General features: G+C 47.3%; 23 protein-coding genes and 1 tRNA gene. 8 read left to right on the plus strand and 16 right to left on the minus strand.

All coding sequences use genetic code 11. The features are described 5' to 3' along the window. Positions 1–151 precede the first annotated feature (151 nt). Complete coding sequence (locus tag MESINF_RS12460) at positions 152–886, plus strand: cytochrome c biogenesis CcdA family protein (RefSeq protein ID WP_169700306.1); 735 nt, start codon at positions 152–154, stop codon at positions 884–886. Positions 887–890: 4 nt separating this feature from the next. After that, on the plus strand, positions 891–1,565 hold the full coding sequence (locus MESINF_RS12465; protein WP_169700308.1) for a thioredoxin family protein: 675 nt from the start codon (positions 891–893) through the stop codon (positions 1,563–1,565). Here MESINF_RS12465 and MESINF_RS12470 read toward each other — a convergent pair. From MESINF_RS12470 to MESINF_RS12520, 11 genes are all read right to left on the minus strand, one after another. Further along, entirely contained in the window at positions 1,543–2,109 is a 567-nt protein-coding gene (locus MESINF_RS12470) for a macro domain-containing protein (RefSeq protein WP_231936769.1), read from the minus strand. The genes MESINF_RS12465 and MESINF_RS12470 overlap by 23 nt on opposite strands. Beyond that, positions 2,109–3,419, minus strand: coding sequence for a replication-associated recombination protein A (locus MESINF_RS12475; protein WP_169700312.1), 1,311 nt, complete (start codon positions 3,417–3,419; stop codon positions 2,109–2,111). Before MESINF_RS12475 ends, MESINF_RS12470 begins: the two co-directional genes overlap by 1 nt. After that, complete coding sequence (locus MESINF_RS12480) at positions 3,382–4,326, minus strand: NAD-dependent epimerase/dehydratase family protein (protein ID WP_169700314.1); 945 nt, start codon at positions 4,324–4,326, stop codon at positions 3,382–3,384. The genes MESINF_RS12475 and MESINF_RS12480 overlap by 38 nt, the downstream gene beginning before the upstream one ends. Positions 4,327–4,338: 12 nt before the next feature. Then, positions 4,339–4,956 (minus strand): uracil-DNA glycosylase, encoded by a 618-nt coding sequence (locus tag MESINF_RS12485; RefSeq protein ID WP_169700316.1) that lies wholly within the window; start codon positions 4,954–4,956, stop codon positions 4,339–4,341. Positions 4,957–4,967: 11 nt separating this feature from the next. Further along, entirely contained in the window at positions 4,968–9,320 is a 4,353-nt protein-coding gene (locus tag MESINF_RS12490; RefSeq protein ID WP_169700318.1) for an LptF/LptG family permease, read from the minus strand. A 17-nt stretch (positions 9,321–9,337) separates the two neighbouring features. Next, entirely contained in the window at positions 9,338–10,027 is a 690-nt protein-coding gene (locus tag MESINF_RS12495) for a phosphate signaling complex PhoU family protein (RefSeq protein WP_169700320.1), read from the minus strand. Then, positions 10,017–10,844 (minus strand): NAD(+)/NADH kinase, encoded by an 828-nt coding sequence (locus MESINF_RS12500; RefSeq protein ID WP_169700328.1) that lies wholly within the window; start codon positions 10,842–10,844, stop codon positions 10,017–10,019. Before MESINF_RS12500 ends, MESINF_RS12495 begins: the two co-directional genes overlap by 11 nt. Next, positions 10,841–11,143 (minus strand): YggT family protein, encoded by a 303-nt coding sequence (locus MESINF_RS12505; protein ID WP_169700330.1) that lies wholly within the window; start codon positions 11,141–11,143, stop codon positions 10,841–10,843. The genes MESINF_RS12500 and MESINF_RS12505 overlap by 4 nt, the downstream gene beginning before the upstream one ends. A gap of 1 nt (position 11,144) precedes the next feature. Further along, positions 11,145–12,191 carry a Holliday junction branch migration DNA helicase RuvB gene (ruvB, locus tag MESINF_RS12510; RefSeq protein ID WP_169700339.1) on the minus strand — a complete coding sequence of 349 codons (1,047 nt, stop codon included), beginning with the start codon at positions 12,189–12,191 and terminating at the stop codon, positions 11,145–11,147. A 9-nt stretch (positions 12,192–12,200) separates the two neighbouring features. Beyond that, on the minus strand, positions 12,201–13,499 hold the full coding sequence (asnS, locus tag MESINF_RS12515) for an asparagine--tRNA ligase (protein ID WP_169700341.1): 1,299 nt from the start codon (positions 13,497–13,499) through the stop codon (positions 12,201–12,203). A gap of 86 nt (positions 13,500–13,585) precedes the next feature. After that, a complete protein-coding gene (locus tag MESINF_RS12520) occupies positions 13,586–15,328 on the minus strand; it encodes an S-layer homology domain-containing protein (protein WP_169700344.1) in 1,743 nt (580 codons plus the stop codon). 88 nt (positions 15,329–15,416) lie between these two features. On the opposite strand from MESINF_RS12520, the gene aspS reads away from it, so the two are divergent. From aspS to plsY, 5 genes are read left to right on the plus strand one after another with little or no spacing between them, the layout of a single operon-like run. Then, complete coding sequence (gene aspS, locus MESINF_RS12525; protein WP_169700346.1) at positions 15,417–17,207, plus strand: aspartate--tRNA ligase; 1,791 nt, start codon at positions 15,417–15,419, stop codon at positions 17,205–17,207. Continuing rightward, positions 17,204–18,727, plus strand: coding sequence for a (d)CMP kinase (gene cmk / locus MESINF_RS12530; RefSeq protein ID WP_169700348.1), 1,524 nt, complete (start codon positions 17,204–17,206; stop codon positions 18,725–18,727). The genes aspS and cmk overlap by 4 nt, the downstream gene beginning before the upstream one ends. Beyond that, a complete protein-coding gene (locus tag MESINF_RS12535) occupies positions 18,699–20,414 on the plus strand; it encodes a S1 RNA-binding domain-containing protein (protein ID WP_169700350.1) in 1,716 nt (571 codons plus the stop codon). The genes cmk and MESINF_RS12535 overlap by 29 nt, the downstream gene beginning before the upstream one ends. Continuing rightward, on the plus strand, positions 20,414–21,736 hold the full coding sequence (gene der / locus MESINF_RS12540; RefSeq protein WP_169700352.1) for a ribosome biogenesis GTPase Der: 1,323 nt from the start codon (positions 20,414–20,416) through the stop codon (positions 21,734–21,736). The genes MESINF_RS12535 and der overlap by 1 nt, the downstream gene beginning before the upstream one ends. Next, the gene (plsY, locus tag MESINF_RS12545; protein ID WP_169700354.1) at positions 21,733–22,347 is read left to right on the plus strand and encodes a glycerol-3-phosphate 1-O-acyltransferase PlsY; all 615 of its coding nucleotides are present in this window, start codon (positions 21,733–21,735) and stop codon (positions 22,345–22,347) included. Before der ends, plsY begins: the two co-directional genes overlap by 4 nt. A 27-nt stretch (positions 22,348–22,374) precedes the next feature. Here the strand turns inward: plsY and MESINF_RS12550 are convergent, their stop codons facing one another. Next, a complete protein-coding gene (locus MESINF_RS12550) occupies positions 22,375–23,124 on the minus strand; it encodes a type 1 glutamine amidotransferase (RefSeq protein WP_231936770.1) in 750 nt (249 codons plus the stop codon). 48 nt (positions 23,125–23,172) lie between these two features. On the opposite strand from MESINF_RS12550, the gene MESINF_RS12555 reads away from it, so the two are divergent. Continuing rightward, positions 23,173–23,259 (plus strand) — tRNA-Leu (locus MESINF_RS12555). Positions 23,260–23,316: 57 nt separating this feature from the next. On the opposite strand, the gene hutH is transcribed toward MESINF_RS12555, so the two are convergent. From hutH to MESINF_RS12575, 4 genes are all read right to left on the minus strand, one after another. Then, the gene (hutH, locus tag MESINF_RS12560) at positions 23,317–24,831 is read right to left on the minus strand and encodes a histidine ammonia-lyase (protein WP_169700356.1); all 1,515 of its coding nucleotides are present in this window, start codon (positions 24,829–24,831) and stop codon (positions 23,317–23,319) included. A 92-nt stretch (positions 24,832–24,923) separates the two neighbouring features. Continuing rightward, a complete protein-coding gene (locus tag MESINF_RS12565) occupies positions 24,924–25,586 on the minus strand; it encodes an amino acid ABC transporter permease (RefSeq protein WP_169701080.1) in 663 nt (220 codons plus the stop codon). Positions 25,587–25,600: 14 nt separating this feature from the next. Then, positions 25,601–26,353 carry an amino acid ABC transporter ATP-binding protein gene (locus MESINF_RS12570; protein WP_169700358.1) on the minus strand — a complete coding sequence of 251 codons (753 nt, stop codon included), beginning with the start codon at positions 26,351–26,353 and terminating at the stop codon, positions 25,601–25,603. Then, complete coding sequence (locus MESINF_RS12575; protein WP_408631282.1) at positions 26,350–26,958, minus strand: amino acid ABC transporter permease; 609 nt, start codon at positions 26,956–26,958, stop codon at positions 26,350–26,352. The genes MESINF_RS12570 and MESINF_RS12575 overlap by 4 nt, the downstream gene beginning before the upstream one ends. Between the last annotated feature and the right edge of the window lie 29 nt (positions 26,959–26,987).

Here is a 26,987-nt window from a genome sequence, read left to right on the forward strand (position 1 = left end):
TTAGGATAATTATATCATACCATCAAAGTGGTAAATCTATTTGGAATAGTTACAAAGAATTGCGTTTGGGAAACTGGCTTTCGTGCTTTGTAATAGGATTTGCTTTGAAAAGAAAAAAGCAAAGGTTTATAATATACCCAGGAGGGGTAATATGAATGAATTAACGGCTGTTGCAACGGGTACGCTAGTAATCTCTCCGATACTCAGTCCAATAGTAAGCACGAGTGTAACTTACAGCAGTGCCTTTCTTGGAGGGCTTTTGTCTTTCTTCTCTCCTTGTATTCTTCCGCTCATACCTGTTTTCTTCGGTGTTCTTATGGGAGGAGCGTCTGATGGAAAGGCACGTTTACTCAGAGGGATTTTCTTCACGCTTGGTATGTCACTCTTCTTCTTCGTATTGGGAATCGGAGCCACCGGTCTGGGCACTTTCATAAGACAGAACGAAGTTTTAATGAACATATTGTCTGGAAGTCTCTTCGTTCTTTTCGGCTTCCTCTATCTCTTCGAAATAGGTTTTAAAGGTGTGAAACTGAACGTCTGGAAACTCGGAGGATCGGCCATCAGCGGGTTCATTCTCGGAGCAGTTCTCGGGCTGGTTTGGGTACCGTGCGCCGGCCCTATACTCGGTTCAATACTGGTACTGGCTGCCAACCAGAACACTCTGGGCGAAGGAGGAATCATGTTGCTGATCTATTCGCTTGGTTTGAGCATTCCATTCCTCACATTGAGCGGATTAGTGGCGAGGATTACTTCTAGAATTTCTTTTGGAGGCGAGAGTCACTGGAGAAAGGTTATGAGAATCGCCGTGTTCCTTATCCTGGTGGCGGCAGGGATACTTACTATGACTGGAAATCTAAATTTGCTGCAATTTACAACGGGAGGTTGATTTTGTGAGAAGGATATTAGTTTTGCTCGTTTTACTGTTCGCCGTCGCGGTTTTTTCTTATGTGGGAATGCTTGACGACTTCGATACGGCAATGAGACTTGCTTCTATCGAGAAAAAAGAAGCGATTATTATGTTCTCCGACAAGAACTGTAGCTACTGTGTGAAGTTCGAAAAGGAAACTCTTGCAGACAGGAATGTCCAGGAGATCTTGAAGGCTGGTTTCGTGTTCGCCCAAATATACAAATCCAATCCTGGTAAGGCTACCTTTCCAGTCCAGGGAGACAGCAAAGAGTACTCTTATAGTGATCTCTACACGGCCTTCGGTGTAAGGGGGACTCCTACCTTCTGGTTCTACACGATTGACGGAGCACCACTTACACAGCTGCCCGGCTATGTGCCCGCCAGTGATTTCATTCCGATATTGAGGTTCATTGGAGAGAAGGCCTATGAGACTGTGAAGTTCGACGACTACAGGAAAATGCCATCAAAATACATAGGAACGGCCGCACTTGTGAAGGTAAATGAAGAGGATTACGGGTTTGTCCTTGCCAAAGACCCGCTGGCCAGGGAGTACAACGGTGAAGAGTTTGACCCCTTTACGGTCTGGCTAACAAAAGATCTGGCAACTGGCCAACAGCTATTCGAGAGAGGGGCCTTCAGAGTCCTTGTTTTGAACTGAAGTAATCGAAGGATATCGAGAGAAATTCCGAGTACGTTTTGCTGTTTATGAGGCACATCTTTATCAGTTTCAACGATGAAGATGGATAGTTTTTGAAATAGTCCACAGTGGCTTGGAAAAATTTTTTGGCACATATGCGAACTGAAACGCCGAATATACCCGTAGATATGGCCGGCATTGCCAGGGTAACAATACCCATGGAGCCGGCCTTCTTATATACGTTCATGAAGGAGTCGTAGAGCTTCTCTTCGATTTTCTTCTCGCCCAGTTGTGGACCAAGAACGTGTATGATCTTGCCAGCTTTCAGTGTACCAGAGTCTGTCACTGCAACTCCGGAAACTTCCAAAGGCCCATCTCTCTTCACCAGTGCGTCGCTTTCTAGTTGAATTTCTCTACCGCCTGCCCTGACAAGCGCTCCGGCAACTCCACCTCCATGTCTTAGATAGGCGTTTGCCGGATTAACAATCGCATCGACCTCCTGAACAGTAATATCGGCGATTTCCAGTTGCAATACCCTGCCCCTTTCAAGCAAATGGACATGCATCATTCCTCCGGATACTCCTTCATTCCCTTCCAAAGGGTTTTCAATCTCTCGGCTAACTGTCGCTCTTTGCCCATGTTTCCTGGTTTGTAGTAGATCTCCTGTTTGATCTCCTCTGGCAGGTAGTACTCCCTTGAGAAACCACCTCTGTCGTGCGGATAGTGGTACTCCTTTCCGTATCCGAGTTCCTTCATCATATTCGTCACGGCGTTCCTTAGCTTTAGAGGTACCGGAAGATTCGGTGTTTTTCTGACTCGATCGCGAGCCGTAATCATGGCCTCATTCACCCTGTTGCTTTTGGTCGCAACAGACATATAAATCGCTGCCTCCGAGAGGTTGAGAATACATTCTGGTAGCCCCACAGTGTTGACAGCTTCAAAAGCCGATATGGCAATTACAAGTGCCATAGGATCGGAAAGTCCTATATCCTCGGAGGAAAAGATCACCATGCGTCGGGCAATGAATTTCGGATCTTCTCCTCCCTCAAGCATTCTAATCATATAATAAAGGGCTGCATCGGGATCGCTTCCCCTCATACTCTTGATGAAGGCAGATGCTATATCGTAATGCTCTTCACCTTTTTTTGTGTACCGTCCAGAAGGAAGGACCGAAAGCTCATTCATCAGCTCGAGATCTAGCTTCTCCCTTTCAAGCGCGGCGGCGCTTTCCACAAGAGTATCCAGTAGATTGAGGGCTATGCGGGCATCGCCTCCGCTGCTGCTGGAGATTACTTTTATAACTTCATCATCTACCGATACGCCGGATGTGGATAGAACTGCGTCTCGTTCCAGCGCGCGAGATAGCAGGCGTGATATATCTGCTGCATTCAATTGCTTGAGGATCACCAGACGGCAACGCGACAGCAAGGCCGGATTGACTTCGAAACTCGGGTTCTCAGTCGTCGCTCCTATCAATATAATCGTACCGCGCTCGGTAACAGGTAAAAAAACGTCTTGTTGACTTTTGTTCAATCTGTGTATCTCGTCTACGAAGAGAACCAGCTGTTGACCGACTGCCTTCAATCTCTCACCGTGTGAGAAGTGTTTCTTCAGGTCTGCCGTCCCCTGAAGGCTTGCACTGAAGAACTCGAAATGGTAGTTTTTTCCCAGATAGGTCCTGATGAGCTCTCCTATGGTGGTCTTTCCCGTGCCTGGGGGGCCGTACAGTATCATGGAAAAGAGCCGGCCGCTCTCTACGGCTCCCCTGATTATCCCTTTCTTTCCTGTCAGATGTTCCTGTCCGACCAGGTCGTCGAAGGTACGAGGTCTGATCCTTTCACTTAAGGGTTTCCAGTTCGTTTCTGAAATACTCAATAGTCTTTTCCAGTCCTTTTTCCAGCGTCACTGTGGGCTCCCAGTCCAGAAGTGTGCTCGCCTTAGAGTAGTTCAGTATCGATTTCTTTAAATCTCCCGGTCTCGGAGCTTCATGAATCGCTTTACCGGAGTAGCCCGAGATTGCCTTCATCTTCTCGAAAAGCTCATTTACCGAGGTTCCGATCGCCGTGCCAATATTCACCGTGTCGTTTTCAAGTCTATCCATGGCCAGCAAATTAGCCCTAGCCACATCTTCCACATACACGTAATCCCTCACGCATTCACCGTCGCCGAAGATAACCACATCGTCGCTTTTCAGCATTCTCCTGGAAAAGATGGCAACTACTCCGGCTTCGCCGTGGGGGTCCTGTCTGGGTCCATAAACGTTGGCATATCTGAGTGTGGCGTACTTCAGACCATACTCGCAGGCGAAGAACCGAAGGTAATTCTCTGTGGAGAATTTAGCTATTCCATAAGGGGAGAGAGGTTTGGGAAATTCATTTTCATCGGTTGGTATCTTTTTGACATCGTCCCCGTATATGGCTCCACCTGTGGAAGAAAAGATGATTTTTTCCACTCCGTACTTGATCGCCATCTGCAACAGACCGATTGTACCTATTATATTGACCTTAGCATCTTCTTCCGGTTCTTTCACCGATCTCGAAACGCTTATCTGTGCTGCAAGATGGAATACAGCTTTGGGCTTGTGGAGCATGAAAATCTTCTCCATCATCTCTCGGTCGGTTATATCTTGCTGGTAAAAAAGAGCTCTTGGATCGAGGTTCTCTATTTTTCCACTCGAAAGATTATCTATAACTATCGGGATCTTCCCATCTTTTATAAGCGCATCTACTATGTGGGAACCGATGAAACCGGCACCGCCCGTAACAAGGTAATTCTCACCCACATTACCCGCCTCCTATGATTCAATTTCTCTTCCCTCTATTAATCTATCGTACATTTTTCTGATTTTCTGTATATCTTCCCAGGTCAGGCTCTTCGGAGAGCCTGGATCCCGTGAAGGATATCTCAAAAGATAGCTGGGGTGGAACATGACAAATATCTTTATTCCACCGAGCCAGTCGTATAACTTACCCCTGGCCTCCGTCATTCTTATCTTTTCGTCGTTAACGAAAAAGGATAAAGCCGTAGCACCAAGAGCGACGATTACCTTCGGTCTGACAATGGCTATCTGAGAGAGAAGGTAAGGCGCGCATGCGCTCTTCTCTTCTGTGGTGGGAACCCTGTTGTTTGGTGGGCGGCACTTCACGATGTTAGTTATATAGACGTCCTGTCTATCGATTTTCACCGATTCGAGAATCTTTGTTAGCAACTGCCCGGCCTTCCCCACAAACGGCCTTCCAGAAGCGTCTTCATCCGCGCCAGGACCTTCTCCCACGAACATTATCGGAGACTGAATGGAACCTTCTCCGGGCACTACGTTGTTACGCGTCGTGCTCAGAGGACATCGCGTGCAATCATTTATCTTGCTTATCACTCCGAGCAGATGTTCCTTTCTTTTTACGTAATCTGTCACAGCTTATCACCTCAAAATCTGAATCTGAAGAAAGGCGCCCCTTTGTGAAGCCCTACGACCAGGTACCTATCTTTCAATTCCTTGATGTAGAACTTCACGGCAATAGTCTCCAACGTTTCCGCAAACGTCTTCACCTGACTTCCAAAACTGATTTTCAGAATTATCTCAGCGGCCATACAATGGAGATCGAGATAGAGAGGTGAGATCTTACTTATTGATTCATCCCACAGGGATATATCTCCGGCATAAGTTCCTATCTCAACGAAATTCCTGCCGCCACTTCCGTCTATCCCGAAAGAGAAGCGCTTCAATATACCGGGTTTGTCGGACAGGGAGCCCATCGGGAAGTACAGATCGTTAATATGCATCACGAAATCAATGTCATCTGTGAAGGACAGTTCCATGCTCATTCCGAACTCTTCAAACTTTCCCGTGCTGCCTCCCAGCACGATGGAGTTGTTGAACTTCACATTTGCGACTCCCAGGGAGTACGCACTGTAATTGGTGTTGGAAGCCGTTTTTGTAGCTATGAAATACTCTCCTACCGTTAAAGAAGATATTTCGAGCTGCTTCGATTCCCAGATCGCGAAACGTGCCCTGGTTTCGGCAGCACTGAAGTATTTGGCCGGGAACTTGTATTTAGAGTCAAAAGTCGAGAAACCAGTCGTAAAGTCAAGGAAGGCGCTCTTCCATTTGATCTCTCCGATAGTGAGGTTGTTTAACTCGACTCTGATTCTATCGTATATTTTTTTCTGCCCAGATAGATAAGGATATCTGAACTTCAGCGCAAAGGTGGCGAAGTCTTCCAGCGTTATGGAAGAGCCGAAATTCAGGTCCTTCAACCTTCTTTCGTTATCAACGATATTGGGAGAAGCGTCGTAAGTCCAGTCAAGAGTGAACTCTAGTTTGGTCTTTGTCTTTAACGATAGAGTCAACCTCTCCTTGTTCACGAAGTCGTCGAAGAGATCGTTAGATTGCCAATATACCTTGTTCTCGGTACTGTGAGAAAAGATATCGGACTCGAAGCTCACCGAATAGGAGGTCTCCGAAGCTTTTGAAGTTACAGGCATGAAAATGGTATCCGATTTGTGACTGAGAGTGGTACCCCAAAGGTCGAATTTTCCTTCGCTCTTCAACTCTCCTTTTCCCAGCCAGTTCATATCCGTAGGGCTCGCGATGAGTTCTTCATAATCCAGCTCGAGCGAGTAATCGATCTTCAGAACCTCCGTACTTACTCCTGTTATGAGTTTGCCGGGATGATCCAGTCGCCACTCGCTCTTGAGAAAATCGTACGTGAGAACGGGATTGTACTGGATTCCTAGGTAGTACCATTCAATAGGCTTCCACATAACTTCATTCTTCAATGTTATAGGTATCTGATTCTTCGTCAGCTTGAAGTCGCTTCCCGATTCGTACTCGAATGCTATCTCGTAGGCCGGCTCAAGAATGACGTTGAGAGAAACGGGTCCCCACTCTTTTTTTAGCAGTTCGAAATCCTTATAGACTCTGAGTTTCTTTCCTTCTATCTTGAAAGAGCCGTCGTATCTGGATTCGAAGTAAAACTTCAGTTCAACCGTAATAAAGTCTTTGTAGAGAAGGTCGAGGGGATCTATCCAGAAAACTTTATCTTTGTTCTTTTCGTGTTGAGAATCATAATCCAGGGCGTATCTGCCGTTTATTTTAAGCTTTTCATCGTCAGTCACGAAGGTCAGATAGTTCTTTCCAATCCCTTTATTATCTGCTGGCATAGTCATTTTCAACTGTGTTGTCGATGCGTCGAAAGTGCCTTTCAGATCTCCTCCAATTTTTAGATTTCCCATCGTAAAAAGATAGGTGTTGACTTCCAGAATGAAATCCTCCATTTTAGCCGGATCGAAAAGTTCGGTGAAAGTGGCTGCCGCGGAGGCCAGCGAGAAATTCAACGACTTAACTGAGAAATCCGCATCGAAGAGTTCCCCCTCGGTTTGGACTGCCGACGCCTTGGTTCTGAGGGAGTACAGGATCTTCTTATTTATATATCTTTGTCCGAAGAGACCGCTGATGTCGAATTCTCTGGTTTTGAACTTGAAAAAGCCCGTATCGAAGCCTTCTTCAGTTGGAATGGTCAGTTTCTGGAGGTTAACCATCCAAAGCGCCTTGTCATCGAGACGGGCGTAAGCGCCAAAAACATCGAGTTCTATATCCCACTCTTCGGGCGATAGAAACTGAACATATCCAAGAGTCAACTCAGTGGCGTTCATGGTTTGCTTGATCGCGAAGGGATCCATCTGGGTCACTTTCCTGGAGGTAATGGTTTCGCCGAGGTTCAGACCCGTGAAAGGCGTTTGCAATTCTTTTAGCGAAGGCCCTGTTATATATAAAGCTCCACCCTGAACACTTATCCATTCCAGTTTGGGCTTTATCAGCGCGTATCCGCCGTAACTGGTCTGCTTCTCCTGTCCGAACTGCCCGAAAAGTTCGAGATCTCCAAAGGGAGTATAAAGAGCGGCCTTAGCGGTGAAGGCATCTTCCGTCGAAAGCCAGTTCCTGTACCACGACCCCTGTAAAAGCAGCCAGTCCAGTTCAAGATATCTCAAGGTTATTCTGGTTTTGGCATCTACAATTCCGCTTAGATCAACATCGAATGGTCTTCTGTCGGGATTGTCCAGAGGAAAATAGTAGTAGGGAAGATAAAACACCGGCAGGTCGCCGATGTACATTATCATGTTCTGTACCGACATCCCCCTTCCAGGTGTGACGACCGCGTAAGAAACCCTGAACTTGTAATGTGGGTGAGCTCTGTCGCACGTGGTTATGTAACCATCTGTGACGTTCATGGTAGGAGAGGCCTCTATGGTGGATTGAATGTAGCTTCCATAGACATAAAAAGGCACTTTCGATCCATCACTGGAGGTATCTCCTCTCACCGCGGGTACTTCTATTTCTGTTCTAGTGTATATCTCCATACTTTCCAGCTTTTCATTTGTTAGATCGAGTATAAGTCTTTCCGAGTTGATGGTCGTTTCACTACTGACCATGGTTACTTTACCCCAGAAAGATATTGATATTGGATTTCCGTTGGAGGTCAGGACGGAAGCGTTGGAAGCATCAATGGTGGCTGTAAGAGTTTCACTGGAGTAATCGACCCTCACGCCATCCTGGAGGAGTATCTCATTTCCCATTTGCGATCCCAGAATGCTTCCGCCAACTATCCTCACGTTCGCTCCGATAAGAGTTCCCGGTACAATGATCGCCAGAAGTATCACAGAGATTCTCAATAGCCTCGTAAGCATTTCTGAGAGTCTGTAACTCGCTTTGGTATCTATGAGCGAGTACACAATAACTCCAACGATCGCGAAAACTATATTCGGAATCCAGGGTGCAAGTGTGGGGTTTATGAGGTTTTCCTTGCCCATTCCACTCAGCCAGGCACCCGAACCCTGGTAGATGACAACCAGTAAGAATGTGATTATTACCGACCAGGCTTTAGATTGAAGATTGAACATTAATGATACGGGCACACCAAGGAGAACTATTACGAGTGGGGCAACAGACATAGAGTACTTCTCTTGCAAAGCCACTTCCAACGAGGATGTATCTATGCCGGTGTTCTTGAAAGCCTTTATGTCCTGTCTCAACTCGGCGCTCGTTTTCTCTTTTGGTGCTTTGAAGCTGGCCAGATAACGTTCAATGTCTTGATCTATCTCGAACTCGGCGGTATTGAACTGCATCTCGGCCCCCAGGAAACCCGAAGAATCTACCTGGTAGATCCTGACATCTTTCAAGGTCCATTTTTTCGGAGAGATGACCGCAGAAGTGGCCGTTGTAAGAGTTACTTCAGATCTCGTTACTTCGTATATTGAAACTCCCTTCAACTCCTTGGTTTCAGGATCTATTCTTCGAACGTGTATCATCCGCCCCTGATTGTCCTGCATGAATACATTTTCTTTCAGTGTCACTTCGGGCTGTCGATAAACGAACCTCGCCATAGCCTCAGTTGCCTTGGAGGAGGCGTTTGGAACAAGATAATCGTTGAGCAAATAGGCAACTCCGCTGAACACGACTCCGAGAATCAAAAAGGGTATTACGAGTTTCTTGAGGGATATACCATGAGTCTGAAGAGCTATGAGTTCGTTGTCCGAGCGCATTCTGGAAAGGACCCAGAATATTCCCAGAAGCACACCAACCGGAATGCCCATGACGATGAACTCTGGGAGATTGTAGTATATGAGGAGAAAGAGCTTGTCTATCCCTACCTTGTATCGGATTATCATATCGGAAAGGTAGTACAGAAGTTCAAGACTGACAAACACTATGAAACCACCCAGACCGATGAAGAAAGAACCGAGGGTCTGATAGCCTATATACTTTATGAGCGTACCCAAAAAACTCGCCTCCCTGTTCAGTAGGCTTTGAAATCAACGGGCTGAAAAATATCGTTTATACAGCGATAATGCTTTCCTATATCGATATAAACGGCCGCCTCCATGAGCTCGGTGCAAAGGTCAGCTATTTCCTCGAGATAGCAGAATACCCTCAAGAGATCTACGGCTCTGGACGTTATCGAAGGAGATTGTTCCATGTTGCTTAATAGATCGCTGCGAACTCCTTCGAGAAGGCTATCGATGTTCGAATCGTTCCGGCAAAGTCTCTCGGCTTCTAAAAGCGAAGGATCGACTAGATTATCGATGGAACCCTTAAGCATCAGGGAGACCCCGTCGAACATGGTTCGTAGCTTCTCGTAATAACCGATCGGCGGCTTCTTTATTAGAACCATCGCAAGTTCGCATATAGAGACGAATTTGTCCCCGATTCTCTCGAGCGTTTTTACTATACTCATGGTCATAGTCAAAAACCTCAGGTCCTTTCCCGTCGGTGTCAGGATTCCCGTAAGGCTTATTATTGTCTTTTGCAGTTCGATCTGATAATGATCGATGACGGAATCGGAATAGAGGACATCTCTTGCCTGATGTTCGTTGCGCTCAAGCATCGCCACGGAGCTTTTATTGCAAATATTCTGAATATAACGAGCCATCTTGAGTATATCCGAACGCAACAAGGCTATTCTTTCAAACCCAACCTTAGATATCATCCTTCAACCTTCCACCGAAGGCCAGCTTCTTTTTCAACAACGCCACGAAATCCATATTTCCTTCGCGAAGCAGTCTGACCTTTTTTTTAGACATCTGGACTTCTACCGTGTCTCCCTTTGATAGTTTACCGCTGAAGATGCCGTCCACGTAAGTTTCCATTGGGAATCCCTTGTCCTGTGCAACTTCGAGTCTGATTCTCCTGGAGGAGGAAAGAACGAGAGAACCTACAAATGGGTTGTGAGGACAGATCGGTGTTATCTGGAAGCAATGAGCCTCCGGGTCTACCAGCGCGCCTCCAGCGGCCATCGAATACGCGGTCGAGCCGGTGTTGGTCGAGAATATTATCCCGTCTCCAACAACTGGATAACTGCTCTGTCCGTCAATCGATACAGTGAAAGTTACTGTCCTGCTGGGAGAAGAGCGTTCTATGACAAAATCATTCAACGAGTAATGAACCTCGTCTTTGAAATTCACTTTCATCAAAGCTCTCTCACTTGATTGTAGAGCATTCTGGAGAAAGAGTTCCAGAACTGCGTGAAGCATATTGATTTCGAAAGAAGCGAGAAATCCCACACTTCCGACCCTGAAGCTCATAATGGGAAGATCTCTGGTATAGGCCGTTGGAACTGCCTTAAGAACAGTACCGTCTCCACCGAAGGTAATAATAACGGTAGCATCCTCAACCTGACAGGGACTGCCGTCCACACAATAATGAACCCCGAGGCCGTGAGACTCTATTTCTCGCGTCAAAAGATCCAGCGTAACGGACGTAATTTTGGTTCTATTGCAAAAAACAGCGGCCTTCAATTGACTCACCTCAGATTTTGCGCCAGATCGAAAAGAGAAGAAACAAGAAAAAAATCTATGAATACTATTGCCAGCACCGTCACCAATGGCGTGAAGTCTAGTGCGTCACCTTTCAGAAAAGGGCATAGCCTTTGCACCGGAGCCATAGTGAGTCTGGACATCTTGCCAAAAAAACTCTTTACACCCGGGATCATGTACGGGTTGAAAAGCCCTAACAGGGTTGATACAATTATCGACAGCACCTCGAATTGCAGAAACAATCTGGCCACAACAGCGATTGAATACAGCAAATTCGAAAGGATGAACACTTCAAACCTCGTCTTGATTTCCAGTATTGAAATTCCAGAGCAAACCGGAGCCGCCCTCTTCGGTTCTACCAAGATGTCTGTAGGCCTTGTCGGTAACCATTCTACCTCTATTCGTTCTTACCAGGAAACCAGTCTGCAGCAGGAACGGTTCATAAACTTCGCTTATCGTTTCCGGTTCAATGCCGACCGATGCGGCAATCGCTTTCAGGCCTGCCGGTCCGCCATGGTAGTTCTCAATGAGTACGGTCAGTATCTTTTTGTCCATGGCGTCCAGTCCGTCTTCGTCGATAGACATCAACGTCATGGCCGATTGTACTGTGTCTATTGTTATCTCGTGGCCGCCTTCGATGGTCACAACGTCTCTCACCCTCCTGAGAAGGCGATTAGCAATTCTTGGAGTTCCCCTAGACCGGCGCGCAAGGAGCAGCGCAGCCTCTTCGGTTATCGACGTATCCAGGAGACCGGCAGAACGCTGGATTATCTGCTTGAGATCTGCTTCTGAATAGAACTCCATCTCCATGATCATGCCAAATCTGTTTCTCAAAGGCGCACCAATGAAACCCGATCTGGTGGTTGCACCCACGAGAGTGAAGGGGTTCAGATCCAGTCTTATCGAGCGGGCACTTGGACCCTTGCCTATCATTATATCCAGCTGATAGTCTTCCATCGCGGAATATAGTATCTCTTCGACGCTGCGGTTCAACCTGTGGATCTCATCTATGAAGATTACATCGTTCCTTTCCAGACCAGTGAGGATAGCAGCCAGATCTCCCTGTTTTTCTATAACCGGTCCAGAAGTGACGTAAATGCTTGCTCCGAGCTCGTTAGCTATTATGTGGGCCATGGTGGTCTTTCCCAAACCCGGGGGCCCGGCGAGCAAAACATGATCCAGGGCCTCTCCTCTGACTTTGGCCGCTTCAATAGAGATGCCCAGCCTTTTTCTTATGTGAGGTTGACCGATATACTCGTTAAGAGTCTTCGGGCGCAGACTTTTGCCGGTACTGTCTTCCTGTACCTCACCGGGTGTTAAAAACCTCTCTTCCCCCATGGAAACCTCCTAGGGATGAATCCTGTATAGAGTCCTTGCAAATGGTATAGCCTCTCTTATATGTTCTAGACCAGCTATCCAGGCTACAACACGCTCGATCCCCATGCCGAAACCGCTGTGTGGAACCGTTCCATAGTCCCTAAGCTCCAGATACCAATCGTAAGACGAGACGTCCAGACCGTATTCCTTTATTCTGTCGATCAATAGCTCACGCTCGTATATCCTCTCGGAAGCGCCTATTATCTCCCCATAACCCTCCGGAGCCAGCATATCGTCGCAGAGAACGACTTCCGGTCTTTCGGGATCCGGTTGCATATAAAAGGCTTTCATCATTTTTGGATACTTCTCAACAACGACGGGCTTATCGAACTCACTCGCTACGGCCGTCTCTTCATCGGCACCGATGTCGTCTCCCCAGGTTATCGTGAAGCCCTTCTTTTGAAGTAGCTTGATAGCTTCGTCGTAAGTCATCCTCGGAAATGGAGTTTCTATCTTTTTGAGTTTGTCGATATCTCTTCCGATCGCCAGAATATCGTCGCCTGCCCTTTCAAGAGTCTTATGCACAATATAGGAGACCAGATCTTCCTGTAATTTTATGTTGTCTTCGTGTCTGTAGTAGGCCACTTCTGCCTCGTTCATCCAGAACTCTATGAGGTGACGCCGAGTTTTAGACTTTTCGGCTCTGAAAGTCGGGCCCAGGTTGTAAACCTTTCCAAGCGCCATCGCCGCTGCCTCGAGATAGAGCTGACCGGTCTGGGCCAGGTACGCTTTGCCGTAATCGAAATAATCTATCTCGAAAGTATTGCCGGCGCTTTCGCCGATCGATCCGGTGAAGATCGGTGTATCCACTAGAATGAAATCGCGGTCATTGTAGAACTCCCTGACGGCCTTTATTATCTCGTGTCTGATTTTCAGTATATGTGTCTGTCTCTGGGTTCTGAGCCACAGATGCCTGTTGTCCATAAGAAAATCTATCGAGTGGTCCGGTTTGTTGATCGGGAAGTCTTTTTCGGGTATCTGTACCACCTCTATATCTGTAACGAGGAGCTCCACCCCTCCTGGCGCCCTTTCTTCGACCTTAACGACACCATTCACGACGACGCTGGATTCCATTTTCAAATTATTGGCGTTCTGAAAAACGCTGTCGGAGACGGATGATCTCTCCACGATCGCCTGTACGAAACCGCTGCCGTCCCTCAAAAAGAGAAACTGGATCTTTCCACTGGATCTCTTTCTTCTCAACCAGCCCCGTATCGTGACTTCTTCTCCAGTATGACTTCTCAAGTCCGAAATATCTACGACTTTCATGGAACACCTCCAGAGGGAACTTTTCAGCTTCAATTATAACAAAAAACCCGGGTCAAGCCCCGGGTTTTTTGTCAGCAACTATGACATCAAGGTATCGGTCCAGCGATCAACACGTAGATAGCCACTCCAAGTCCAGCGAGTCCACTGATAACCGAGAAGATCAACCAGGGTTGCAGCTTCTTCTGCAGCGTCTCCACATCGGACTTGCTTGCCGCATCGACCGTCGCTTTGTTTATTTCCGCGACCCTGTCCGAGAGATTGGTTATAACGGGCTGGGTTTCGAGGTCGCTGGTTTTGAGATACCTATCGAGATTGGTGACGGTTGCATTCAACCTGGACTCGAGTGTATCGGCCCTGGTTTTCAGTGTCTTGATATCGCTCTCATTCTTACCGAGCTGAGTGTTGACGGTATCAAGGCTAAGAGCGATCTTCGAAAGGTCGGCATCAATCGAAACTTTAAGCAGGTTGTTGGCTTCGTTCATTCTCTTCTCAAGATCGGCAATGTTCGCTTGAGTTGCCGAAAGATTCATAGCCTGCTGGTCGGTTAGGGCGTTGAACTTGCTGTTCAACGCGGTGAGATCTGTCCTGAGAGATGTTACAAGACTCAACGAATTCTTCAGTGAAGAGAGATCGTTTTCGTGTAAAGTCACTATCTCGTTGACCGCGTTCACACTTCTCTGCAAATTTCCGATGTCACTCTTGATTATGCCTGTTTCCGAATTGAAATCGCTTCTCAAAGCCGCGAGACTGTTGGCAAGCGATGCGCTGTCTTCCTTTACCTTCGCCAGTTCGTCAATTCCAGCGTAGAGATTCAGGTTAGCCTTGAGATCGGTCTTGGTGACAAAGTTCTGAGTATCGCCAACTTTGACGTAATCGGATGCGATCGTGTTTACCCTTGCAGACAGATCGTCGAGTTTCTTGGTGGCGTCGGCAGGGAGTTTGATATTCGCAATTTGAGTTTCAAGAGAAGTAATGGCGTTTTGCAGATCCCTGATAGAAGAAGTGTTTCCCGACATTGTATTGATGGTATCTTTTAGAGAGGCTATCTCTATAGCGTTTGTGGATGCCCTGTTCGTCAGAGTACTTATCTTCGCATCGAACTCGTTCACTTCAGTCGAAAGGGTCTTTACGCTGGTTTCCAGGTTCGATATGGCTCTGTCGTGCGTCGAGAAACTCATTTGAATGGCGCTCAAACTGCTGCTCAGAGTATCAACTCTTCTAACGGCGTCGTTAACTTTTGTCTCCATAACCGAAAGATTAGCCATGCTGTTTTGCATATTCTGAATGTCTAGGGCGAGAGTATCGATTTTCTTGGTCGTCAGAGAAAGGTCCTCCACGAATTTCATGACCTGGTTTCTGAGCGAATCGATCGTGCTCTGCGTCACTGTGGTCGCGGTCGTTCCGACGCCCACGGAGTTCACCCTGCTTTCCAGGGCGGTCAATCTCAGCTGCAAGTCGAGTGTATCGATCAACTTTCCACTGGTATCGGTTAGTGCCAGCTCTAAAGCTTCCAGTCGCGACCTTAGACCGGCGTCCGATATGCTTGACTGCGGAATCGTTCCCTGTTTAGCGAAATTCAACTCAATATAGTCTATGGTTCTTTGTAGCATTACTGCTGTCTGATATCTGGTCAGCGGATCGTTACCGTTGAAGTACAGTTTGCCGTCGGCACCCTGAACACCATTCAATATACCGAGGTTAGTCAGATTGATGACTGCATTGTAAGCCCAGTGATTCTGAGCAACATCAACATAATTGACAGGCGCCGCCACTGAAGAGATTACCAGACCGAAAATAAGCAGTGAGGCAAGCAAAAGACTCTTTTTCAATTTCTACACCTCCCCGAAGGAAATATTCGAATTGATTCTACCACAAATCATTATTCCATCCTATAAACTCCCGTGGTAATATTTATGAATGGGGGAGGTGTTGTACTTGAAGAAAAGGACTCATACTTGCGGCGAATTGAGAATATCGGACGCTGGAAAAATTGTAATTCTGAACGGCTGGGTAGATCGAATAAGGGATCTCGGGGGAATAAAATTCGTTCTTTTGCGCGATAGGTATGGTTTTACTCAGGTAGTTTTCGATCCACAGAACGAAGCTCTCTATTCTATGGCGCTGAAACTCGGCAACGAGTTCTGTGTTTCCGTAACGGGTACCGTAAGAGAGCGTCCCGGCGATGCGCGAAACTCAGGAATGTCAACCGGAGATATAGAAATCGCCGCCGACGAACTGGAAATTCTCTCCGAATCTGCAATACCGCCAATATATATAAATATAGACGAAGAATCTTCCGAGGAGATGCATCTGAGATACAGGTACCTCGATCTCAGACGCCCCGCGATGCAAAACAATATAGTAACCAGGCACAGGTTCGTTCAGGCCACCAGGTCATACCTTAACAGAAATGGTTTTATAGATGTAGAGACTCCCGTGCTGGGAAAATCCACGCCGGAAGGTGCGAGAGACTTTCTCGTTCCTTCGAGATTGAAGCCCGGTAAATTTTATGCGCTTCCCCAATCTCCACAAATCTTCAAACAACTGCTCATGGTGGCGGGATTCGATAAATACTACCAGATAGCCAAGTGCTTCAGAGACGAGGACTTCAGAGCCGATAGGCAGCCTGAATTCACTCAGATAGATATAGAGATGTCCTTCGCGACAGAGGAGGACGTCTTCTCAATTACGGAAGGATTAATGAAACACGCTTTCAAGGAGGCCGTCGGCGTAGATCTTGAAACACCTTTCAAGAGATTTACCTATAGAGAGGTAATGGACCTCTATGGGAGTGATAAGCCCGACACGAGATACGAAATGGAGATAAGAGATCTCTCCGCCCAGTTCGATGGAACTTCCTTTTCACCCATAAGCGACGCGCTGGGTCAGGGAATGAAGGTCAAAGGTTTCATGATCAGAGGACTGGCTGGGAAGTTTTCTAGAAAGAGACTTGACGATTTCACTCAACAATCCAAGGAGTTGGGACTCGGAGGATTGATGTGGATCAAAGTCGAGAGCGACTCAATCAAGTCTTCTATAATCAAACACTGTCAGAGAGAAGTTGAGAAGGTAGTCGAATTCTTCGGCGCTGAAGTGGGAGATTTGGTACTCCTCAGCGTTGGTGAAAGCCTGTCGCTTTCCAGGGCTCTCGGTCAACTGAGAATCAGAATAACGAAAGAGGAAAACCTCAGGGCCGAAGGCTTCGATTTTCTTTGGGTAACGGAATTTCCCATGTTCTCCTTCAACAAGGAAGAGGGAAGGATTGAAGCCGAGCACCATCCCTTCACCATGCCGGATCTAGACGATCTGGAGAAATTTGGTGACACGCAGCCTCTGAAAGTCAGATCAAAAGCCTATGACCTGGTTTTGAACGGTTACGAAATCGCCAGCGGTTCGGTCAGAATCCACCGTCAGGATATACAGAGCAGGGTTTTCGATCTCATAGGTCTCTCAAGAGAAGAGGCTATGGAGAAATTTGGCTATCTTCTGGAGGCCTTTCAGTACGGTCCTCCACCACATGCCGGGATTGCGCCGGGACTGGACAGGATAGTCGCGATAATAGTTGGGGCTCCATCTATCAGAGATGTTATAGCCTTTCCAAAGGTTGCCAGTGGAGCCGATCTTATGACTTCAGCCCCTTCAGAAGTCTCTCAAAAACAACTGGACCTACTGAAACTACAGTTGAAAGATTCGGGCGATCGGGAGTGAGGATCGCTATCGACGGACCTGCCGGTTCCGGGAAGTCCACCGTAGCGAAACTCGTGGCGCTTGATTTGAACTTCGTCTATATTGACACAGGAGCGATGTACAGGGCTTTGGCCCTCAAAGCTCACAGGCTCAAAATAGAGTTTTCCGATGAAAGCTCCATGGTTGAAATGATGAATCACACTTACTTCTCCCTTTCGGAGAATGGTATAACTCTTGATGGCAGACCTCTTGGAGAAGAAATAAGGACGAGCGAAGTTTCGATGCTATCATCCGATATAGCCCGGTACCCTTACGTTAGGACTTATCTGACCGAGCAACAGAGAAACCTATCGAGACAGGGAAACGTGGTTATGGAAGGCAGAGACATCGGTACTGTGGTTCTTCCCGACGCCGAACTGAAAATCTTCCTGACAGCCTCTATCGAGGAAAGAGCGAGGAGGAGATACGCAGAACACTTGTCCTCGTTAAAGGAGATCGATTATGAATCGGTTCTCCAGGAAATGAAGGTCAGAGACTTCAACGACTCCTCCAGGAAAATTGCTCCCTTAAAACCTGCAAAAGATGCTATTCTTCTCGACACGACCGGTTTGAGTATCTCCGAAGTCGTGCAAAAAGTGGTGGCTATGGCGAAAAAAAGACAGAGAGTACTGCTCTCGAAGTCCGTGGGATTCTGTTACGGCGTAGACCGGGCCGTGAATGAAGCTATAAAGATTCTTAAAAGCGGAAAAAGCGTTTTCGCGACCGGCGAGATCGTACACAACGAAGACGTCATGAAAAAATTGAAAGGCCTCGGCCTGGAAATAATCGAAGATATATCCAGCTACGATAGTGTAGATGGTATAGCCATTATAAGGGCGCATGGAATCGACCCGGAATCGGAGAAGAGATTGCGCGAGGTTTTTACCGAGGTGATAGACCTTACATGTCCTATAGTGTACAATGTATTTAGCCTTGCGGTTGATCTACAAGCCCGGGGAAGTTTCGTTGTTGTTTTTGGTAAGAGAAATCATCCGGAGGTAACCGCTCTTTCGGGAAGACTAGAACGGTATCTCATAGTGGAGCCGGGAGAGAATTACAGTTCCGTCGTCGATAGCCTGAAAGCGATCGAACATGTTACGGTCATCTCCCAGACTACTATGAATACCGACGATTTCAAGGACTTCTCCTCTTTCCTCGAAGAAAATCTTGGAGGTCGTGTCGAAATACACAACACGATCTGCAGAGTTACCGTAGAGCGCGAATCGGAAGCCAAAAGACTGGCCCGCGAGGCAGATACGGTTATTGTAGTTGGCGGAAAAAACAGCTCCAACACCAGAAAGCTTCTAGATATAATAAGAAGACTGGGAAAGAGAGCTATACACGTTCAAACTACCGGAGATCTTCCCCATGAAGAGATGGGGAAAATCGGTGTGATAAGCGGAACTTCTACACCGTACGATCAGATCCAGAAGATACTGGATTACATAGACAATAAGAGGGAGGTAACCGACAATGGAAGAGAAACTGGACCGGCAAGATGAAAACCTGAGTATGGAGGAGATTTTCGAACAGATGGATGTCTCCTCTGCTAGGAAGGGCAGTAGAAAGGAAGCTGAGGTTTTCTCAATTCAGCCCGATGGCCTGATGGTCATCATGGAAGGCAAGCTAGATGGTTTTGTTCCACTGGATCAACTGGTAAACGACCTGAACGAATACAGTGTTGGTGATAAGATAGAGGTCATGGTCATAAAGACCAACGAAGAAGAGGGAAGAAGCACTGTATCTGAAAAAAGGGTCCACGCGAGACAGGCACTCAGTAGAGTGGAAAAGGCTTTCAGGGAAGGAACCCCAATAGAAGGCAGAGTAGTTTCCGAGACTAACGCCGGCTACAATATAAGACTTCTGAGAACGGTTCCAGCATTCCTTCCGGGTTCCGAGTCGGGGATAAGAAAGGGCGAAAGCGCTCCGGAAGGCAATTTGAAATTCAAGGTGCTCAGATTCAAGAGACAGAGAAACGGTATAAATGTCGTCGTTTCGCTTAAGGCTTTCCAGGACGAAGCCATCAAAGATTATTTCGAGAAGCTGGAAGTCGATCAGGTCGTGGAAGGAACTGTGGAATCTATAAAGAACTTCGGGGCCTTCGTGAGACTCAACGACAACGTAACCGCTCTGATTCCGGCATCGGAAATGAGCTGGGACCCGGGAGTAAGAATAAGTGATCTCTTGAAGATCGGCAGCACTGTGAAGGCCAAGATCATCGGGATCGATGAAAATGAAAAGAAGATCTCTCTGAGTCTCAAGCAGATGAGCGAGGATCCTTGGGCAACTCTTGAGGATAGATATCCGGTGGGTTCGACCGCTGTTGGCATAGTGAAGAACATAACACCCTTCGGTTTCTTCGTTTCGCTTGAACCGGGCGTGGAAGGTTTGGTACATATTTCAGAGGTATTCTGGGGAAATATAAAGAAAGATCTCAAGAGCGTCGTTGAAGTCGGAGACGAAGTGAAAGTCAATATCAAAGAAATAAACGTTGAGAAAAGGACTCTTTCTCTTTCTTACAGGGAAGCCATGGGCGATCCCTGGGAAAACATCGGCCAAAAGTACAGCGAAGGCGACATCGTGAAAGCGAAGACAGCCAAGGTCCTTCCCACGGGAGTAATCCTTGAGCTTGAAGAGTATGTATCGGGATTCGTTCCAGTATCTGAGGTATCGTGGAACTTCGTGGACAGGATAGAAGATGTGGTCAGAGAGGGTGACGAGACAGAGGTTAAGATACTCTCCATAGACAGTGTAAACAGAAGAATGAGATTGAGCATCAAGCAGGCTACGGCCGACCCATGGGAAAGAGTTTCACGCGAACTATCAGTAGGGGACTACATATCCGGTACGGTGACAAGACTGACGAAGTCCGGGGCCATAGTGATGGTGGACTCCTATGGCGTAGAAGCCTTTCTCCCTGTTTCTCAGGTTTCCATCGAAAGAGTGGAGAATATCGAAGACGCTGTAAGCATCGGAAATCACGATCAGTATAAGATAATAAGATTGGTGTATGACCCCGATAACGATACCAGAAACATGGTTGTATCTATAAGACAGTTGATAAAGGACAAAGAAGCGGCCGAATCCGAAGAAGTGATGAAGGACCTCAACGGCAACGGCATGACGATCTCCAGCAATCTGGGCGAAATGATAAAGAATCAGCTCAAAGAAGAGGGAGAAAACCTCTAGTGGCAACTGTCCTTATCATAGGACGTCCGAACGTTGGAAAGTCCACGCTATTCAACAGACTCGTTGGAGGAAGAAAGGCCATAGTGGACGATATTCCGGGTGTAACGCGTGATTTCACGGTAGGCAGGGTAAACTGGCAGCAAAAGACCTTCCAGCTGGTAGATACTTGCGGGTTGTTCGAAAATCCCGAAAATATAGTTGAAGAAAAGATGAAAGAGGTCACTCTCGAGCTGCTCGGAGAGGGTGACCTCTTGATTTTTCTGGTTGACGGTCGTCAGGGAGTTACAAGCGCAGATATCGAACTCTCGGACTATCTCAGAAGGCAGAAAAAAGAGATTGTGTTCGTCGCCAACAAAGTTGAGAGTGAAGGAGCTTTTTACACGGCCGCCAACGATATCTACGCCCTGGGTTTCGGTGATCCGATAAAGATCTCTGCTGCGCATGGCCTGAACATCGACGGACTCATCGACGAGATATTCGAGAGACTCGAAAAACTTGGTCATTCAGTTCACATTGAAGAAGAGGAACAGAGCTCTCTGAGAGTGGCTATCGTAGGCAGACCTAATGCGGGAAAGTCGTCCATCTTCAACTGGATAGTTGGAAGCCCCCGGAGCCTGGTAACGGAGGTAGCCGGTACGACCAGGGACACTGTTGATGAAACGCTCACTATAGATGGAAAAGCAATGACCTTTATAGATACCGCCGGCATCAGGAAGAAATCGAAAGTGAAAGTCATGAACGTCGAGTACTACAGCGTAATGAGGGCAATAGATGCTATCGAAAGATCCGATGTGATCATAATGGTTATCGACTCTACCGAAGGAGTAGGCAACCAGGATCAAAGGATCGCGGGACTAGCCGAGAAGAACGGAAAAGCCACCATAGTAGTCTTCAACAAGAGCGATCTCATTGACGAAAGAAGGAGAAAAGCGCTTCTACGAACGGTAAAGCAAGATCTCTATTTTATCGACTACAGCCCCGTGATATTTACCTCGGCCACAAGCGGTAAGGGGATGGATCTGCTTATAGACAGCATAAAACTCGTAAGCGAAAAGATCGATCTCCGTATTCCTACTCCGCTTCTTAACACGCTGCTTTCCAGGTACTCCGAAACCACCCCGCCACCTGGTAAAGGAAAGAAGAGGGGAAAGATATATTACGGTTCACACATATCTGGCAGACCACCGCTGATAATGCTGAACGTCAACGACCCTGACCTTTTCACTGAGACTTACCTCAGAGGGATAAGAAACACGATCAGGCAGAACTTCGATAGATACGAAGGTACCCCTGTATTCCTCAAACTAAGGAGGAAGAGATGAGATACCTTATTTTCGCCGTAATCGGCTACTTCATGGGTTCTGTACCCTTCAGCTTTCTCGTTCCCCTGTTCTTTGGCGTGAATATAACGAAAGTTGGCAGCGGTAACGTGGGAGGAACTAACGTTTTACGCAACATGGGAGGCTGGCTCGGAGCGGCCGCCATGGTCATGGACGGTGTAAAGGCCTTCTTACCGATAATAATAGCCAGGAGTATTTTTGGCATATCTATGACCGAAGGTATGATGATAGGATTCTTCGCGGCCATCGGTCACAGTTACTCGATCTTCCTGAAATTCCGTGGCGGCAAGGCCGTCGCCTGTACAGTTGGAACGCTCTCTGCTTTGATTCCCTGGTATGTAGCCGTCTTTTTCGGAATCTGGCTGCCGATAGTCCTGATAACGCAGTTCGTTTCACTCGGATCCGTCCTGGCCTTGCTCCTGCTTTCGATAATCCTCTTCTTCACCCAGGGAACGGGCGTAGGCTTATGGATGCTTGCCTTCTTTGTACTTGCGCTTTTCAGACATAGAAAAAACGTCAGGGCTCTGATCGAAGGTAAAGAGAGAAAGACCGACCTGATAGCCGCGTTCAAGAAAAAAAGAGACAGACAGTGATATCCTCTCCTACTCCGTTGTCATCTTTCAGTATGGAAAGACTTTTCTGCCGTTGGGGGGCAGCGGCACCGGAACGGTCTTGGCCTTGCTTATCTTTGCGAAATTTGAAAGAAGTTTCCAGCCTGGAGGGTTCGATAGAAATTCTTCGGAAGTTTCTGGATGAAACTGTACTCCGTAAATCGTTTTGCTTTCGTGCTTAATCATCTGTATAGGAGTGGTACTGCTGCTGGCCATCAACCTGAATCCCTCGGGGAGCTTCGCCACAGCGTATGCATGATTCTCCCAAACTAGCAGTGTATCAGACAACCCTTCGAGAATCTGATCGTTTAGCAGGATTTTAACGTTGTTCCAGCGCCGTTCTTCACTGTAGTACATGACCGATCCGTACACTCGTGACACTATCTGGTGGCCTAGACAGATGCCCAGTATCGGGACTTCACCGCGTAGAATTATTTCACCGCCTTGGTATATTTTGTTGTTCCAGTCTATGTAGTTCCTCATTGAATCTCCGCCGGCTATGATTATGCCTGAGTAATCCTTTTCGTCTCCGGGAAGTTCGTCTTTGAATATCTTGAATATCCTGTACACGATACCCTGCTCAGCCAGAGACCTCTCAATCGGCGAAAGAGCCAAATCGTAGGCCGGGTCGTTTAGAAACAAAGCAATGGGTTTTCCGGAAACTTCCGCAGCAAACAATCGGAAAACCGTAAAAAATAAGATTGAAACCACCAAAAGCATTTTGAGTACGTTGAACTGGCGATAAATTTCTTTTGACATTATCTCTTGACACCTCACACAGCGGATGATAAACTAATTTAGTGCAGTGCCGGGGTGGTGAAATTGGCAGACACGCATGATTCAGGTTCATGTGGGCATACGCCTGTGCGGGTTCAAGTCCCGCCCCCGGCACCATAATGTTAGCACAAAAAGGGGTAGCTATGCTATCCCTTTTGTTATTTCTTGTGAAACTCACTTCCCGTTGACCTTTCGTCCAAGTGCCTCCAGGCCGGCCCTTTCCAGAAGAACTTCGAGGACATTTTCGAACTCATCGCCGAAGTATCGGTCTTCGAGGTATTCGGGAACGACCTCTTTTATCTCACTGAAGAGCCTCTCGATCGACGAACCTGACTTTTTCGGATGTCTGAACCCCAAAGCCCTGTAAGCCAGAAGAGCTTCGATCGAAATCATCGTCATCAGATTGTCCAGGATTATCCAAAGCTTTCTGGCTGCCCAGGCGCCCATGCTGACGTGATCCTCTTGAAACCCTGACGTGGGTATCGAATCGGCCGTTGCCGGGTGGGCAAGGGTCTTGTTCTCCGAGGCGAGCGCAGCCGCCGTGTACTGCCATATCATGTAACCGGAGTTTAGCCCCTCTCTTCCTGTGGTGAGGAAAGGAGGAAGGTCGTTGAGTTTCGGGTTGACCAGCCTGTCTATCCTTCTCTCTATCATATTGGCCATATCGGTCAGCGCTATCGAAAGAAAGTCCAGAACCAGTGCAACGGGTTCCCCGTGAAAATTGCCGCCGGATATAACATCTCCGTTTTCAAAGATCAGCGGATTGTCAGTAGCCGAGTTTATCTCTCGCTCAATAACCTCCCGAGCATACTCGATAGTGTCATAGACGGCCCCGTAAACCTGTGGAATAGTCCGCAGGGTATATGCGTCCTGCACCCTGTCGCACTTGAGATGAGAATTCCTTATTTCACTTCCTTCGAGAGATTCTCGCAGGCACTTCGAAACATATCCCTGCCCGGGATGTGGTCTGGCAAGGTGGATCCTCGCATCGAAGGGTGAAGTACTACCCATGAGCGCATCAACAGACATCGCCGAGACGGTTATGGCCTCTTCGAATATCCGGCGGGCTATATGGGCTGCGCAACCTCCTATTCCAGCCATAAAGGCGGTTCCATTAAGAAGGCTCAAACCTTCTTTTGCCTTCAACACGATAGGCTCGAGCCCCACTCTCTTGAGGGCCTCCCGAGACTCGATCACTTCGCCTTTGAAGAGACATTTTCCCCGGCCGATCATCCCCATAGCGATGTGAGCCAGCGGCGAGAGATCACCGCTCGCACCGACGGAACCTTTTTCCGGGACGACCGGGATAACGTCCAGATTGAGCATATCTACCAGATGACTGACAACATCAGGCCTTATCCCCGATAGCCCCTTGCATAGCGAATTTGCCCTGACCAGCATTATAGCCCTCACGAGCTCTTTTTGCAGTGTTTTTCCCGTTCCGGCCGCGTGAGAGAGAACCAGGTTCCGTTGAAGAATCTCTAAGTCGCCCGGCGATATTTTTTTATCGGCAAGGATTCCAAAACCCGTGTTGACACCATAAATGGTATGCGTTTTACTATCTTCTTCGAGGAATTGCCTTCTCTGCTTCAGAAGTTCAATTACGGTAGTGTCGATCCCGACCTTTTCGTAGTCGAAAGCAACGCTGTATAGTTCTTTAAGGGAAAGATGCTCTCCATCGATTAACAAAGCAACACCTCCGCTTCTTATTTATAGTCAATTATAGCCTCGAGCGGATATGTTGTTCAAAGCTCCGTCCGGTTCGCTATAAGCTCTGGGAGTCATCTAACCCATTCAAGACCGGGGATTTCTACTTTCTTTTCGAGTATGCTGAAGATCTTGGTGAATAAAAGCACCACGATTAGATAGATGACCGCAACCACCAGATAGACTTCGAAAAACTGGAAGTTACGTGATGCGATAAACTTGGCCTGGGCCATGAGTTCGGGAGCTCCGACGATATAAGCCAGAGAAGTGTACTTGAGAAGATAGATGAATTCGTTAGTCCATGCCGGGATAACTCTTCTGAGAGCCTGCGGCATTATTATCTGCATTATAGCCTGCGTTTTGGACATTCCTAGAGATCTGGCAGCTTTCATCTGTGTTCCGGAAATGGATTGTATCGATCCCCTGAGATATTCGGCCTGATAACAGCCGCTGTTGATAGAGAAGCCAATTATCGCCGCTGTGAAGGGAGAAAGATTGACTCCCAACGGGGGAAGACCGTAATAAAGTATGAAAAGCTGTACGAGCAACGGTGTTCCTCTTATTATCTCGATTATTCCTGTCGATAAGCCGTAGAAGAGCTTATTCCCGTAAACTCTGGCTATTGCCAGGACGACACCGATCAGGAAACCAGCCAACACAGAAATAAGAGTCATTTCCATCGTTACTCCGAGACCTTCCAGTAATTTGGGCCAGTATTTTACAGCTATGTCCCATATTCTCTCCACTCGATTCACTCCCCGTAGAGTTCGTTGAGTTTGAAAAGGAACTCCTTGGTCCTTTGATTCTTGGGGTTTTTGAACATTTCTTCCGGAGAACTCTGCTCAACTATGTAACCATTCTCCATAAAGATGATTTCGTCGGAAACGGTTCTGGCGAAACCCATCTCGTGTGTCACCACCAGCATGGTCATGCCACTGAGGGCAAGGTTCTTCATGACCGACAGGACCTCTCCTATCAACTCCGGATCCAGGGCCGATGTAGGTTCGTCGAATAGGATTATTTTCGGCTTCATCGCGAGGGCTCTCGCTATGCCCACCCTTTGCTTCTGCCCTCCAGAGAGTTGAGCTGGATAGAGATCGGCTTCCCTTTCCAGGCCAACTCGTCTCAATTCCGCCATAGCGAGCTCTCTGGCAGCTTCTTTATCCATTTTCTTTACTTTTGTGAGGCCAATCATAACGTTCTTCAATGCTGTCAGATGACTGAAAAGTCCGAAATCCTGAAACACGAAGCCTATCTCCTGACGGATTTTATTCAGGTTTTTCACTGAGGTAATCTCTTCGCTTTCTAGCCAGATCTTTCCACCGTTTGGTACAACTAGCATGTTTATACAGGCCAGGAGCGTACTTTTTCCGGTTCCGCTAGGCCCTATTATTACCTTGGTTTCACCCTTTTTCATCTCGAACGAAACGCCCTTCAGGACTTCCTTGTCTCCAAAGGATTTCTTCAGATCCTCTATCTTCAAAACGATGTCTTCTCCGCTCATCTAACGGTCTCCTTTACATCAAATCCCGGTATTGCAAGCTTTTTCTCAACCCTTCCAAGACTCTTGTTTATAATGATGGTAACGACGAAATAGAAAACCGCTACTGTCAGGTAAATAATCATCGGTTCGTGCTTTGTAGCGATAATGTAACCGCCCTGCCGAAGTATTTCGGTGACTCCGAGAGCGTAGGCGAGCGATGAATCTTTAAGAACAATAGTAAACTCGTTGGTCCAGGGTGGAAGAGCTATCCTAAACGCCTGGGGAAGAACGATAAAGACGAACCCCTGCAAATTGCTCATCCCCAGAGATCTTGCCGCCCTCATCTGGGTCTTGCTTACTGAATTTATGGCCCCTCTGAAGACCTGCGATTGGTATGCCGACGATCTTAAGCCCAGGCCGATAACCACGGCCACGAAAGGCGAGAAACGAACCCCGATTCTGGGAAATCCGTAGAATATCAGGAACAGTATGACCAGTTCGGGAATACTCCTAAGAATTTTTTCGTACACCGCAATTATCATTTTTAGAAGTTTGTTGCCATATATTTGGCCAAAAGAAATGGGGAGGGCCAGAACCAGGCCCAACCCCAGCGTGAAAAAGGTTATCTGCAAAGTTACCCACAAACCATTAAAGA

The sequence above is a fragment of the Mesotoga infera genome (assembly GCF_900157305.1).
In the GTDB taxonomy this organism is placed as follows: Bacteria; Thermotogota; Thermotogae; order Petrotogales; family Kosmotogaceae; genus Mesotoga; species Mesotoga infera.

What these genes read in the sequence shown, in the direction of transcription:
- MESINF_RS12460 (WP_169700306.1), top strand. Translation starts at nt 152, where the DNA reads ATGAATGAATTAACGGCTGTTGCAACGGGTACGCTAGTAATCTCTCCG.
- MESINF_RS12470 (WP_231936769.1), bottom strand. Translation starts at nt 2,109, where the DNA reads ATGCATGTCCATTTGCTTGAAAGGGGCAGGGTATTGCAACTGGAAATC.
- MESINF_RS12495 (WP_169700320.1), bottom strand. Translation starts at nt 10,027, where the DNA reads ATGATATCTAAGGTTGGGTTTGAAAGAATAGCCTTGTTGCGTTCGGAT.
- ruvB (WP_169700339.1), bottom strand. Translation starts at nt 12,191, where the DNA reads ATGGGGGAAGAGAGGTTTTTAACACCCGGTGAGGTACAGGAAGACAGT.
- asnS (WP_169700341.1), bottom strand. Translation starts at nt 13,499, where the DNA reads ATGAAAGTCGTAGATATTTCGGACTTGAGAAGTCATACTGGAGAAGAA.
- aspS (WP_169700346.1), top strand. Translation starts at nt 15,417, where the DNA reads ATGGGGGAGGTGTTGTACTTGAAGAAAAGGACTCATACTTGCGGCGAA.
- MESINF_RS12535 (WP_169700350.1), top strand. Translation starts at nt 18,699, where the DNA reads ATGGAAGAGAAACTGGACCGGCAAGATGAAAACCTGAGTATGGAGGAG.
- plsY (WP_169700354.1), top strand. Translation starts at nt 21,733, where the DNA reads ATGAGATACCTTATTTTCGCCGTAATCGGCTACTTCATGGGTTCTGTA.
- MESINF_RS12550 (WP_231936770.1), bottom strand. Translation starts at nt 23,124, where the DNA reads ATGTCAAAAGAAATTTATCGCCAGTTCAACGTACTCAAAATGCTTTTG.
- MESINF_RS12570 (WP_169700358.1), bottom strand. Translation starts at nt 26,353, where the DNA reads ATGAGCGGAGAAGACATCGTTTTGAAGATAGAGGATCTGAAGAAATCC.